This is a genomic window from Rhodococcus sp. IC4_135 (assembly GCF_011602025.1).
Taxonomy (GTDB): Bacteria; Actinomycetota; Actinomycetes; order Mycobacteriales; family Mycobacteriaceae; genus Rhodococcus_F; species Rhodococcus_F baikonurensis.
Map to the genome: position 1 here is coordinate 231713 of NZ_JAAOLG010000005.1, position 13056 is coordinate 244768.

The 13056-nt window shown below is 62.4% G+C and carries 12 protein-coding genes; 3 read left to right on the forward strand and 9 right to left on the reverse strand.

Going from position 1 to position 13056, the window contains the following annotated elements:
* Positions 1 to 13: 13 nt before the first annotated feature.
* On the forward strand, positions 14 to 1879 hold the full coding sequence (locus tag G8767_RS13035; RefSeq protein WP_166810388.1) for a GAF domain-containing protein: 1866 nt from the start codon (positions 14 to 16) through the stop codon (positions 1877 to 1879).
* Here G8767_RS13035 and G8767_RS13040 read toward each other — a convergent pair.
* Positions 1870 to 3213 (reverse strand): MFS transporter, encoded by a 1344-nt coding sequence (locus G8767_RS13040; RefSeq protein WP_095969324.1) that lies wholly within the window; start codon positions 3211 to 3213, stop codon positions 1870 to 1872. The genes G8767_RS13035 and G8767_RS13040 overlap by 10 nt on opposite strands.
* A 304-nt stretch (positions 3214 to 3517) precedes the next feature.
* Here G8767_RS13040 and G8767_RS13045 point away from each other — a divergent pair, with 304 nt between their 5' ends.
* The gene (locus tag G8767_RS13045) at positions 3518 to 4045 is read left to right on the forward strand and encodes a lipoprotein LpqH (protein WP_095969323.1); all 528 of its coding nucleotides are present in this window, start codon (positions 3518 to 3520) and stop codon (positions 4043 to 4045) included.
* Between the two features lie 50 nt (positions 4046 to 4095).
* On the opposite strand, the gene G8767_RS13050 is transcribed toward G8767_RS13045, so the two are convergent.
* The 5 genes from G8767_RS13050 to G8767_RS13070 all read right to left on the reverse strand — a co-directional run bounded on the left by G8767_RS13050 (position 4096) and on the right by G8767_RS13070 (position 8153).
* Positions 4096 to 5040, reverse strand: a complete 945-nt coding sequence (locus G8767_RS13050) for a rhomboid family intramembrane serine protease (RefSeq protein ID WP_124566976.1) — start codon at positions 5038 to 5040, stop codon at positions 4096 to 4098.
* Between the two features lie 17 nt (positions 5041 to 5057).
* Complete coding sequence (locus G8767_RS13055) at positions 5058 to 5585, reverse strand: peptidylprolyl isomerase (protein WP_007729190.1); 528 nt, start codon at positions 5583 to 5585, stop codon at positions 5058 to 5060.
* Between the two features lie 69 nt (positions 5586 to 5654).
* Positions 5655 to 6437 carry a siderophore-interacting protein gene (locus G8767_RS13060; RefSeq protein ID WP_166810389.1) on the reverse strand — a complete coding sequence of 261 codons (783 nt, stop codon included), beginning with the start codon at positions 6435 to 6437 and terminating at the stop codon, positions 5655 to 5657.
* 42 nt (positions 6438 to 6479) lie between these two features.
* The gene (locus G8767_RS13065; RefSeq protein ID WP_166810390.1) at positions 6480 to 7319 is read right to left on the reverse strand and encodes an ABC transporter substrate-binding protein; all 840 of its coding nucleotides are present in this window, start codon (positions 7317 to 7319) and stop codon (positions 6480 to 6482) included.
* A 192-nt stretch (positions 7320 to 7511) separates the two neighbouring features.
* Entirely contained in the window at positions 7512 to 8153 is a 642-nt protein-coding gene (locus G8767_RS13070; RefSeq protein WP_166810391.1) for a TetR/AcrR family transcriptional regulator, read from the reverse strand.
* 66 nt (positions 8154 to 8219) lie between these two features.
* Here G8767_RS13070 and G8767_RS13075 point away from each other — a divergent pair, with 66 nt between their 5' ends.
* Positions 8220 to 8672: a hypothetical protein gene (locus G8767_RS13075; RefSeq protein WP_206029279.1), complete on the forward strand. Its 453-nt coding sequence runs from the start codon at positions 8220 to 8222 to the stop codon at positions 8670 to 8672.
* Positions 8673 to 8729: 57 nt separating this feature from the next.
* Here G8767_RS13075 and G8767_RS13080 read toward each other — a convergent pair whose 3' ends face one another.
* The 3 genes from G8767_RS13080 to G8767_RS13090 form a co-directional block, all read right to left on the reverse strand.
* Positions 8730 to 10007 (reverse strand): lipase family protein, encoded by a 1278-nt coding sequence (locus G8767_RS13080; protein ID WP_166810392.1) that lies wholly within the window; start codon positions 10005 to 10007, stop codon positions 8730 to 8732.
* Between the two features lie 127 nt (positions 10008 to 10134).
* Positions 10135 to 11799, reverse strand: coding sequence for an alpha/beta-hydrolase family protein (locus G8767_RS13085; protein WP_166810393.1), 1665 nt, complete (start codon positions 11797 to 11799; stop codon positions 10135 to 10137).
* A 62-nt stretch (positions 11800 to 11861) separates the two neighbouring features.
* Positions 11862 to 12971 (reverse strand): hypothetical protein, encoded by a 1110-nt coding sequence (locus tag G8767_RS13090; RefSeq protein ID WP_003942559.1) that lies wholly within the window; start codon positions 12969 to 12971, stop codon positions 11862 to 11864.
* Positions 12972 to 13056 lie beyond the last annotated feature (85 nt).

Consider the following 13056-nt stretch of genomic DNA (forward strand, 5'->3'; position numbering starts at 1 on the left):
CAAGGGAGTGCCGATGCACGAGAACTGGCTGCAGCTTCTCCTGGCCGAGGCATCCACCGAGGAACTGATCGAGCATCGCGATCAGTTGGCCGCCGGGTCAGCCCCGGAGGCCGCTGCCGAGATCGAGCGAGAAGCCCGATCGGCGCTTCAACTACGAAGTCTCCTGGCTCAGCGCCGACAGCGCGCCACCGAACTGGGGGCGCTCAACGACATCGCGTCGCTGCTCACCACGATGCACGATCACCACGCCCTCCTGCAGGAGATCGTGGATCAGGCCAAACGACTACTCGGCGTCGACCTTTCGTACCTTGCTCTCATTCATGACGACATCTTGATCATCGAAGTGACGAGCGGGGCTTATACGTCGCAGTTGCTCGGCCTCACGGTTCCGTTCCGCGAAGGTCTGATCGGTCGAGTGGTCGAGAACTCTTCTCCCGCTTGGTCTTCGGACTATCGCAACGATCCGTCGTTTGCGCACATCGGGCCGGCCGACGACGCAGCGCGGGCCGAGAACATGCGCGGCCTGCTGGCCGTGCCACTGACGTTGAACGGCAAGATTCTGGGTGCTCTGTGCGCGTGCAAACGTCAGGAGCGCCGATTCGGCAACGAGGAAGTTGCGTTGCTGTCCGCCCTCGCAGCTCATGCCTCGGTGGCGATCGAGAATGCCCGCTCTCTCGAACGCTATCGCGCGACGGTTGCAGAAGTGAATGCAGCGAACACCGAACTTGCCGAGCGCACAGCACTTCTCGAACAGACACTGACCTGGGACCGATCGCTCACACAAGTTGTCCTGCGCGGCGGTGGAGTCCGTGAACTCGTGGAAGAAACCTCGGCGTCGACGGGTTCGCCGGTGTTCTTCGTGACCGGAACATCCGAGATTCCACCGGGATTGCAACGGGTGAGCGAGAGTGTTCGTCGAGTTTTCGACATCTTCGCTGCAGACCGACGCGAGCAGGAAGTGACGCTCATCGTCGGTGAGCAGTTCCTGTTCGCCACCGAAGTGCGCAGTGCCGGTGACCAACTCGGGGTTCTGTTCCTGCTCTCGCGCCGAGAACCCACCGCCGCCATGAGATTGGCACTCGAAAGGTCGGCCCCGGCCATTGCGCTGGCGCTGGTCGGTGAACGGGCGGCCCGGGAAGCCACCCGTCGAGCACGCGACGCATTTCTGGTCGATCTGATCACCAGGCCAGCGCCGACGCCGGCCGAGGTCACCGGCCAGTTCCGCCTGGCCGGGCTCAACCCCGACCGCTCGTACACTGTCGTGGTGGCCCGCCCGGCAGACGCCGTCGACCGTACTCGTCGCAGTATCGAGGAAATTGCATTTCCCTCGGGAACTGTTGTTGCCGAGCATGGTTCACGGGTCATCGCATTGATTCCCGGAATGTCACCGGCAGAGGTTGCGGCGGCATGGGTGCAGCCGGCGGAGAACCCGACCGTCGGAATCGCCGATCCCGCAGTGGGAGCGGAAGGTCTGGCGCGAGCCTATGTCGAGGCGCAGCACACTGTCGACGTCCTCGAGACGCTCGGGCGGGCCTCACACGTGGAACCGGCAAGTTCACTCGGCATCTACCGAATTCTGCTCAGCCGCACCGGCCGCGAAGAACTGGAAGCACTGACGCAGCGGTCCCTCGGCCCACTCCTCGAGGAGGAGCAGCGACGCGGCGTTCCGCTATTGGACACCCTCGCGTCGTACCTGTCGCACAATTGCAAGCACTCCGCGACCGCCGCAGCGCTCGCGATTCACGCCAACACTCTGTACCAACGCCTCGAATCGATCGACCGGTTGATCGGCACACAGTGGCGTCAGCCGGACCAGGCGCTCGATCTTGCGCTCCTGATCCGGCTGCGTGCCAGTGCGGGGAAACTCGGTCAGATCTGAGCGGGCTTGCTCGATCGCTTTGCCAGAACCACTACAAGGATTGCGGCGCAGAGCATCACGGCGCCCACCACCCACAAACCTGCCTTGGCATTTCCGGTCACATCGGTGAGCCAGCCGGTGATGTACGGAGCGCCGAAGCCCGACGCATTGCCGATCGAGTTGATCATCGCGATACCCGCAGCCGCGCTGGCGCCCGTCAGGAACGTGGTGGGCAGGTACCAGAAGACGGGGAGCGCACACAGGACGCCGACGGCCGTGAGCGAGACCGCAATCATGACGGTGAACGGTGAATCCAGATACAGCGCAATCGGAATGGATACCGCACCCAGGAGCGTCGGTGCTGCAACGTGCCACATTCGTTCACCCGTCTTGTCGGAATGGCGGCTCCACAGCACCATCGCGACAGCGCCGATCGCGTAGGGGACGGCCACGATCAGACCCGTCTCGACGAGCGAGAAATCAGTATTGAACGTCTGCTTGAATCCCGCGACGATGCTCGGCAGGAAGAAGCTCAAAGCGTAGAGGCCGTAGGTGATTCCGAAGTAGACCAGACCGAACCCGATGACGCGGGGATCACGCAGGGTCTTGCCGGCAGACTGGTGACCGGCGTCGCCGAGTTCCTTTTCCTCGTCGGCCATGGACTTCATCAGCCACGTGCGCTCCTCGAGGGTCAACCACTTGGCGTCGGCGGGACGATCGGTGAGGTAGAACCAGACGACAAATGCCAAGATCACGGCGGGCAGGCCCTCGATCAGGTACATCACGCGCCATCCGGCCAGGCCGAACAGACCGTCGCCGTACTGGATGATGGCGGCCGAGAGCGGGGCGCCGAGCGCCGACGAGAGCGGAAGCGTCAGCAGGAACAAGCCCATCAGGCGTACGCGGTACTTCTTCGGAAACCAGAAGGTCAGGTAGAGAAGAACTCCGGGGAAGAAGCCGGCTTCGGCGATTCCCAGCAGGATGCGCAGGAAGTAGAGGCTGCCCACGTTGGGCACGAATGCCAGCGCAGCGGCGAGGATGCCCCAGGTGAGCATGATGCGCGCGATCCACAGCCGGGCGCCGAAGCGGTGCAGGGCCAGGTTGCTCGGCACCTCGAACAGTAGATAGCCGACGAAGAAGAGTCCGGAGGCGAGGCCGAACATGGTCTCGGTCATCCCGAGGTCGGCGCTCATGGTGAGCTTGGCGAAGGCGATGTTCGTACGATCCAGATAGTTCACGAAATAGAGCAGGATCAGAAAGGGGATCAGCCGTCGCGCTACCTTCTTCACCACGCGAGATTCGATCTCGCTCGGTGCAACCCCACCGTCAGTGGTGGTGCTATCGGTGGAGGTCATGGCAGGGGTACTCCTCGGAAAAGGTCAGCGGTGCTATCGACGAAGTGACTCAAGCCACAGTAGAAGCACCACTGAGCTCAACCTATGTGGACAATCTCTACAGAAGCCGTCCCCGCATGTGCGATTACTCCCGACGATCCGGCAAATGATTCCCGGCAGCCCGACGAACGTCCTTGAACAGTCGAACGCGACAAAACCGTCTGAGCTGCGGGTTTAGAGCTACTGGAATCGAGTCAGTGGCTAGTGTTGTCGGCGAAATAGCCGGAGCAAGTGCGTACGCACCGCATGACTTGAAGGACAGAACATGACGAAGTTGGTTCGGACCACGATGACCCGCCGGTCCTCCACCGCAGTCGCTGCCACCATCGCGGCGGTCGCTTTTTTCACCGCCGCCTGCGGCAGCGACTCCGACAAGACTGACTCGGAAAAGACCGCTACCGGCGCTTCGTCCGCTACGTCCTCGGTCAGCGTCGGTGGGAAGGCACTTGACGCCAAATTCGAGACGAAGTGCGCAAAGGACGGCGGCACGACAGTGATGACACTGCTCGACGCGGAAAATGCGACCTACGGCGTATTGACCGTCTCGGCCATCATCGATGAATCCGGCACGGTTCAGACTGCTGGAATCGCCGGAAGCGAGGGTGGATCGAACGGTTTGCCGTACACCGCCGGATTCGCACCGGGTCTGCCCGGCGGGTCCGCCAGTGCCAAGCAGGACGGCAATACCTTCGTGGTGACGGGCGAGGGAATCGGCGCCCGGGACGGGAGCAACCCGACGGAGACGTCGAGCTTCGAGATCACGTTCGCCTGCGAGTCCGTCATCGGCGGCTGAACGATAGAAGCAGGAGAATCGTGCACCTGTACTCAGGTGCACGATTCTTGCTAGCTGATCCCCAACTGTTCGCGCAGTTGGACGACGCGGAGCACGATGACTCCGATTGTCACCACGGTGACGGCACCAAAAGCGATCCAGCCGATCCGCACTGCTTTCACTCGGTTCTCGCCGGCGCCCAACCACTGCGGGACGTACAGGAAGGCAGCTGCCGTTGCGGCACCGGCCACCAGGCCTCCCGCGTGACCCCAGAACGAGATCCCGGGCAGCGAGATGCTGATGATCACGTTGATCGCGATCACCGAGATGATCGGGACCGGGCTTCGACGCAAACGCAGGAGAAGAACTGCCTGTGCGCCCATGATGCCGAAGATCGCACCCGACGCCCCAGCAGTCCAGGACAGGGCCGTGAGCGAGGAGAACACCGGCTGGAACGCCATCACCGAGGCGGAACCGCCGAGGAGCGAAACCAGGTAGATGCCGATGTACCGGGAGCGGCCCATCACGATTTCGGTGTCGCGCCCCAGGATGTAGAGCGCGTACATGTTGACCGCGAGGTGCAAGATGCCGAAGTGCAGGAACCCGGAGCCGATGAGCCGGAACCAGTCACCGCTGGCGACCAGACCCGGATTGAGTGCCCAGTTCGCGAAGATCGACGAGCCGACCTGATTGTTCATGATGCTTCGCGACTGCGCGAAGGTCGCGAGGAACGCCAGGACGTTGAGCCCCATCAAGGTGTACGTCACGACCGGGACCGCTCGGGTGGGGCTCACGGTGTTTCCGGCGACGCCCCGAACGGGACGGACATCGCGTTGACCGGCAGCTACACAGTCGACACATTGGTATCCCACCGCCGCCTCGCGAAGGCAGTCCGGGCACGCCGGGCGTCCACAACGATTGCAGGAAAGTGCGGTAGGTCGATCTGGATGGCGGACGCACCGCGGTTGGGGCGGGATGCCCTCACTCGCACCGCCGCCCCAACCGGGGTTCGTCATCTGCTTGTTTTACCTGTTCAGGAGATGGTGATGCTGTTGATCACGACGGGCTCGACCGGACGATCGCCACGATCGACGGCGGTCGAGGAGATAGCGTCGACAACCTTCTTGGAATCGTCGTCGAGAACCTCACCGAAGATGGTGTGGCGACGGTTCAGGTGCGGCGTCGGGCCGGTGGTGATGAAGAACTGCGAGCCGTTGGTTCCCGGGCCTGCGTTGGCCATGGCCAGCAGGTAGGAGCGGTCGAACTGCAGTTCCGGGTGGAACTCGTCACCGAACTTGTAGCCCGGGCCGCCGGTGCCGGTGCCGGTGGGGTCGCCACCCTGGATCATGAAGCCGTCGATGACGCGGTGGAAGATGGCACCGTCGTAGAACGGGCCGGTCTTGGTGCCGGCGGCGTTTGCGGTGGTGTACTCCTTCGAGCCGTCGGCGAGGCCGACGAAGTTCTCGACGGTCTTCGGCGCATGGTTGCCGAACAGAGCGATCTTGATGTCGCCGCGGTTCGTGTGCAGCGTTGCGGTTGCGGTCTGATGAGTTGAAGTCACACCACCATCGTGCCATTGCCGACGTTCTCGCGGATGTGAGCCCGCCAATTCCGCTCGACGGAGCATGCGTCACTGCAATTCGATGTCGGCGGCGACGACCGGATTGGAAATGTCGATACCGTCCGCAGCGGCGCGTTGGTACAGCCGGTACAGAGCATGATCGAACTCGTCGCGCGTTCGCCCCGCCGACCAGTACGGCAATGCGATCATCCGGGACGGCGGTAGGCCGTTTTCGATCGCTTGGTTGCGCAAGCGGGCGACACGACTTTTCTCGCCGCCGATCCACAACATCGTCGATTCCGTCCGCACCTTGGTCCGATCCAGTATGTCCACCCATTCGATATCAGGGAATCCGTGCTCGCCTGACGGACCCGTGAAGCTGTGTATTCGGACTTGTTCGGCGAAATTCGTCAGGGATCCGACAGCCGGGCGCGCAGATCTGTCGCCCACTGCAACGACGTCAGTGACGCCCGGAACAAGGACGAGTTCGTGTTTGAATCCGATCACCCCAACGCGACTGCCTACGCCCGTCCGGTTGAGCCACCAATCCGGCTTCCCGAGATCTATGACATCGAACGTGATCCTTCGATCGCCAGGATTGAAATCGATTGCTGTGTAGGAACGCCCGATCGGACGCCGGGGGTCGGCCTCCCAACTGGGAACCGCGAGTTTGTCCGACCCCAAGGTGGGGAGCATCATCTCGTCCGCCGGCTCCCGAGGCACGAACAACTTGAACACCGGCGCCGCCCCACGAACGCTCAGGTTTCCGAACTCGCTCGACTGCAACACAACTCGAACGGTGTCGTCCGTTCGCTGTTCAACCTCGGCAATCGAGGCAACGGTCATGACCATGCCCGCAGGTAACCGGGATTCTCTCGCCCTGTCCACGCTCGACTAACCCAACTGTCCCAACGCGGTACCCAGGTTTCCCGGCAGCCACGTCTTTCCAAGTACACTCGCATTGTTGATCGCCTCACCCTGCGCATCACTGAGCCATACGACGCGGGATTTCAGATTCGACTCCCAGAAAGGCGATTGTTCGAGGTTCGCGATGGAATCCCGTGGTGACGGCATCAGAAGTACCGCTTCACCGTCGACGTCGCCGGCGGTCTCACCCGAATACGTCACCGGAGTTCCCGTCGATTCCACCGTCGCCTGGTCCTCAGCCGGTCTCATTCCGAAGAGGCGCAGAATGTTTCCCCCCGAACCCAGCGAAATCTGCTCCTTGTAGTAGAGCCCGAATGAGTACGGCCGCTTCGCAAGTCCCGGGTTCGCCGCTGCCACACCGGTGAACTCGTCGACTGCCGCGGAGATCAGCGCCTGGCCTTGCTCGGATTTGCCCAACGCATCCGCGACCTGCTGAACGCCGACTCTCCAATCGTTGTCTGCGTCCTGCATGTCGAATATCAAAGTGGGAGCGATCGTTCGGAGCCGCTCCAACGTAGCGGGCTCGGTGAAAACCGGCCAAGCAGGAGCGATGATGAGATCCGGTTCGACCGCAAGCATCCGCTCGAAATTCACTTGCCCTGCATAGATGTCAGCCAAGGACTCGTCGAGCGCCTCGTTTCCCACGTAGTCCGCCAGATAGGGAAGCTTGTCGATGTTGGTCACGCTCGCGGCCACGGGGTGCGATCCCAGCGCCACGACGTTCTCGAACGCCGGGTTTCCCAGAGTGACGATCCGTTCAGGTGCCGACTCGATGATCACGTCTCCGGATTCCGTACTGATGGTCACCGGATAACTTCCGCTCGCTGCCGAACTTCCGTCGTCGTCCACACCCGTGTCCGATGAACATCCAGCGAGCGCGAGCACTAACGCAGCCCCGGCTGCAACCAGAAATCTTGGCCTCCACCTGTGTCTATTCATAATTGCCACAGTAGCAATAATTGATGTGGGTTGCCTTACCTTCCTACGAAGGGATGACATCTAGTGATCTGAAATGTGAGTCCAAGAAGCATCAGGAGTTGGAACGACCGTGGGAATGAGACCGGAATCGATCATCTTCTCGGCACCGACCAGGAAGGCGTCGAGCGTCCAGGAAACAACAGCCGAGAGGGTGTCAGGCTTCGGATACCGCGAATCCGGGTAACGATTGCGCGCCGGTGTATGCAGTGCCGCCGAAATGATCAATGTCCGAGAACCGAGTAAATGTGCTGTTGCACGGTCGAATTCGGGATTCCGTAGAAGTACCTCATTCATGATTCGCTCGAACTGCTCCAGAGTGCCCTCTTCGTAAGGCCCTCGAAGCACATAGTCCTCGAGCCCAGGCGTAGCAGTCACGAGTTCAGCGAACCGCTGACCTAGCGTCCGAAGGTAGTCCTGCCAGGACTTCGAATCCGAATCCAACTGCAGACGTCCGAAAGCTCTCGCGCATGCCAACGAGTACAGACGATCGGTCGAGTCGACGTGATGGCGAATCGTCGCGGCAGAAACGCCCAGGACCTGTGCGACCTCCGCCCTCGTCAAGCGGTCCAAACCCACCCGCTCCGCTGCATCGAGAATCTCCTCTGTCGACGTAATCGCAGGTCGGCCCGGACTTCGACGGGACCGTGCAGGGGAGGTCGACATTCACCCATCGTAAGTCCGATCTGCGACCGACCGACCCCGGTACAGCCGTTGTGGCAAAGTGAAGTCATGACACGAGTGACCGAGTCCCTCAGCACGCAGTTGCCCGACACCTTCGATCACGCGCGCGCCCGCGTCGAGGACACCTTCGACGAGACTGCCGCCTACCTCGAAGAGACAGCGGCTCGTATCAAAGAGTCCGAGGCAGCCGACAACGCTCGCCGCATCGCCGCGGTGGTCGCCACTTCGGTTGCTCGCGGCGCCGGGCAGGTCGGGTTGTTCCTGGGTCGCCAGGGCAAAGTCCTCGCCAAGAAGGGCGTCGAGCGCGCCAAGGCCATCCCCGCCAAGTCCGCGGAACGCACCGAGAAGCCTCGCGGCCGCAAGCGCGTCACGGTGTTCGTCATCGCCGGTGTCGCGGTGATCGGCGGCGCGGTGTTCTTCAAGAGCCGCCGACGCGAACATCCGCCGGTCGCTTCCGCACCCCCTCGCCTCGAGGAGAACTCGGCCGAAAAGACCGCTTAGTCGACATGAGAAAAGCCCCGGAACATATTGCGTTCCGGGGCTTTTCGATGTTCACGTTCAGCAGTTGGACGGTGCCGGGACGTTGTTGAAGCGATCGATCATGTATCCGACGGATTCGGGGGTGCCCACCAGGTACGGCGTCGCGTGATTGATTGCCAAGCCCGGAATGATCGGGGGCAGTTCGTTGACGGAGAACTGCACCGTTGCGCCCTTACCGCACCAGTCTCGCGCCAGTTGCTGTCCCTGGCCGAACGGAACGATGTCATCGGAGCGGCCATGCTGAATGAGCACGGGCGACTCCGGCGTCAGCTTGCCGATCTTCTGCTCGTCGAGGATCGCCTGCGCCATGGGCAGACGGGCCAGAACCGCGGACAGTGATTCACCGGAATTGGTGAAGCTCGACGACTGCTGGAAGCCGAACTGCAATCCACTTTCGGCGACGCACTGGTTCTTGGTGGCGGCCAACATCTGTCGGCCACGATCGTTGATCTCGGCGTCGAGCAGCGGCTGAACCTCGGGGTACTGCGCAAGGATCCCGTTGAGCGCGTAGCCGATCACTCCGGTGAGGAACGTGCCGTCGACCTGCTGCAGCGTCGCCGCCAGATCGGCGGGCGGTGCACCTGCGTAGGTGCCCTTGAGATCAAGCTCGGGAGCGTACGACGGCTTCAATTCCGTTGCGGCAGCGGCAGCTCCACCACCTTGCGAGTAACCCCACAGTCCGACGGGGCCGTCGGCGGGAATGTTCGTGTTCGGGAGCTGCTGCGCGGCGCGCACCGAGTCCAGAACCGCGTGTGCTTCGGCTTCACGGTTGACGTAGGTGTGATCGCCCGGAGTCCCGAGGCCCTCGTAATCGGTGACTACGACGGCAATGCCGTTGAGCAGCAACGTGTTCACCCAGATGGACTCGTAGCCGACCATGACGTCCGTCGGGAACTGGTACTCGATACCGGTGTTGAACAGCTTGGACGGTGCGCACTGATCGCCCTGTCCGTGCGTTCCCACCGCCGCGGCAACCAGTGGACGCGCCCCCTGCCCGGTCCACGGATTCGACGGTTCGAGATAGGTGCCCGTCACGGCAACGGGGGCACCCTTGGCGTCCTCGCTTCGGTACATGATCTTGGTGGCGGTTGCCGGCCATGCACCATTCGATCCGGGCACGCTCAGCAGCAGTGGTGACGGCTCACTCTTGATGAGATCTCCGTTGGCACCGTCCGGGAGCTCGGACGGCGGCGTGTAGAAATCCGCCGGTTCAGCCATTGCGGCGGGGGCCGTCACAGCACCCATGACCAGTGCTGCGACGGAGACCCCGGCCGCCCACCATGCTCTGCTCTTCACGTTTCGATCTCCCCACGTTCGCCTGCGCTGTGGCTTGGCACACAGCGAACGCAGAGTAACACATACCTCACGTAACACTTTTTCGTGAGGTTTTCGCCTTAACAGGCTGTATTACAACCGTTTACGACTACTTCGTGGGCTCCAGATTGGTGGTCAGCAGCGCACGAAGCTTGTCGGTATCAGCCGAGGTCCAGGCCTCGGGATGCAGGATCTTGGCCCACATGTCCGCTGCATCCTCGCCGTAATTGTGACCATGCCCGGACGGGACGTCCGCCGAGAAGACCATGTCGAGGGTGACCTGCCAGAAGGTCACGAGAGGCACCCACGTCATTCCCGGATCCACGTCGCGGCCCAGCGGTTCCTTGAGCCAATCCGGCTTGTTGAGCAGCAGGTCGAAGGACCACCACGTGATCGGGTCGCTGGCGTGCTGCCAGTACACGATGCGATCGTCGTCCCAATCCGACTTCAGCTCCAGATCCTCCGGATCACCGGCAAACCGAATGGCGCGTCCACCGTCGATCACCGGCAGAATTTCCTTCGACCCCGAGTCGCGACTGTCCGTGATTTCCTGCCATTGGGCAGTGAAGTTGGGGGTTCCGACCCACAGTGCGCCGTCGACGCGCGTCATCATGTCCTGGGCGCCGGCAAATGCGGCCTGGCCACCGTAGGAGCCGAGGCTCTCACCGAAGACAACCAGCTCCGGCCGCGTCTCCACGGGCAGGTCGATCCACTTGGCGTAGACCGCGTTGAAGAGTGCCCGCCCGGCGATCATCGGCGTCTCGCGGTCTGCGATGAAGGCCAACGGACTCGGAAGGAACGAGTACTGCATCGACGCGATCGCCGTGTCGCCGCCCTCGACGTACTCGAACGCCGACGCGACGTCCTCGTTCACCCAACCACGACCGGTGGTCGTCACGACTGCGAGAGTTCCGCGGTCGAAGCCGCCGGTGCGCTCCAACTCGTCGACGACGCGCTCTGCAACACCGTTGATCGAGTCCGAGGATTCACGTCCGGCGTACACGCGGATGGGTTGTTTCGCTTCACGTCCGGTCAGCGCAGATATCTCGGCTGCGGTGGGACCGCTGCCCATGAAGGTGCGCCCCTCCTGGCCCAGGGAATCCCAGGCTTCCGCCGACATCGGCGAACCACTGCGCTCGGCGATCATGGGTTGCTCGATGCCGTCCGGTGTTTCGTGATCAGCACCGGAGAAACTCCAGTTCGCGAACGCGATCAACCCGTTGTACAGCGCACCGTTCACGATGAAGATGCCGAGCGCGAAGATGACGATCAAACTGCCGACCTTCGCCGCCTCGAGGGGAACGAACCGAAGTGCGACTGCGGTGAGCTTGTTGGTGGTGAAACGAAGACCGCGACCGGCCTCGAGCAGGATGAACCAGATTCCGAGCGAAATCATCAGCACCAGAAGGTAATTCGCCTGATTGGTGCGGGGAGCTTCGACAAGATCCCGGACGATCTGCTGCCACCACGAACCGAGGACCAAGAACGTCGGAACAAGAATGATGGCCGCGGCCGACAGGACTCGCCAGCCGATCTTCTTGGTGCGATCCGACCACTGCGGTTCGACGCCGCACTTGCGGATCATCCAGGCAACCGTCACGCCGACGCCGTACCCCATCGCGAGCGATATGCCTGTCGCAACGCCCTGCAGGTACCACGCGCGCGGCAACAGGGAGGGACTCATCGACCAGGTGAAGAAGACCAGAGCAAAGGCAAGCCCGACCGGATGCAGCGTCTTGCAATAGAGGCGCAGCCGTTCCCACACACGTTTCATGCCGGAATCGTATGCGCCCCGTGCCCGAATAAGGTCACGAGGCGCACACGCGTCCAGTCTGTTTACGGGGCGAAGCGCAAAATCGCGGCAACTGCGCCGCCGCCCGGAATGTCCTCTGCGCGTACAGCGAGTACCCGAGCACCCGTCAGGAGCGCACGACGAGCGATCTCGTCGACGACCCCGTAGGTGCTTCCGTTGGTCGACTCGCCGGTCGTGAGAGCGCCCGTCTGGGGATCGAGACTTCCGGGTACGACGGAATCGATGTCGATGAAGACGGTGTCGACCTGGCCGTAGGTCGCGGCGGTGGCCACGTCGGCGACGTCGGTTTGAGTGCGTCCCTGTTCGGTGCGCACGTTGAAGGTGTCACGCACCGCCGCGAGCTGCTCGGCGTGGAAATCGTCGAGCGCAGGACGCGACCCGTCCGCCACTTCCTGCGTCGACAAGGCTTCCGGGTTTCCCTCGACGGTTTTGTCGACCAGGTGGCGGTACGAGTTCACGGAGCGGTACACCGACGCGATGGGTTCCGCAGCGGCCAGGATCAAGGGGACGTCACGGCCGGCGAGCACACCGCGAACCTCGTGATCGACTGCACGGGCGTACTGATTGACGCGCAACTTTCGGCTGTCCGACCCCGACAGTCGACCCGCTTCGGTGCGACTGTTGATCGAGGACTTGCCCGCGTGATCCGCAGCGTTCTTCGGCATTCCCTGGACACGAACCTCGTCGGCGGGCTGATCGGCAGCGATCTCGATCAGTCGCACCGACCCCTCTGCCAGAGCGAGAACGAACGCCGTCTGGGGGAAGGTCACAGAACGAAGCAGCGGCTTGAGATGGAACCGATCGCTGACCGTTTCGAGCGCTTGCAGACGGTTGGGGAGGCGGAAGGTCACCAGACGCTCCGGCGTCGCGTACGTGACCAATGAGCGCGACTGGAAGCGCCAGAAATCGTCGTCGTCGTCGAGCTCTGCGTATTCGGCCTCGAACAGTTTGCGCTCGGCCGGATCCTCCACCGACGCGAGTGCCGAGCGGACCTGGTCCTTGAAGGCGATGCGCGCTTTGTCATGATCCTGCGGCGCATCTTCAGTCGGAGTCACGATGGTGATGCAGGTGGGCCCTTCAACCTCCGCGAGTGCGGCAATTTCACCGTGGCTGGGAATGTCGTTGTGAAGCACTACGAACCTCCTGAAATTGGGTTCTCCTCACGCTACGCCCGGCTGGTTATGACCACTAGACTTTCCGGAGAATTCGGGACGAACG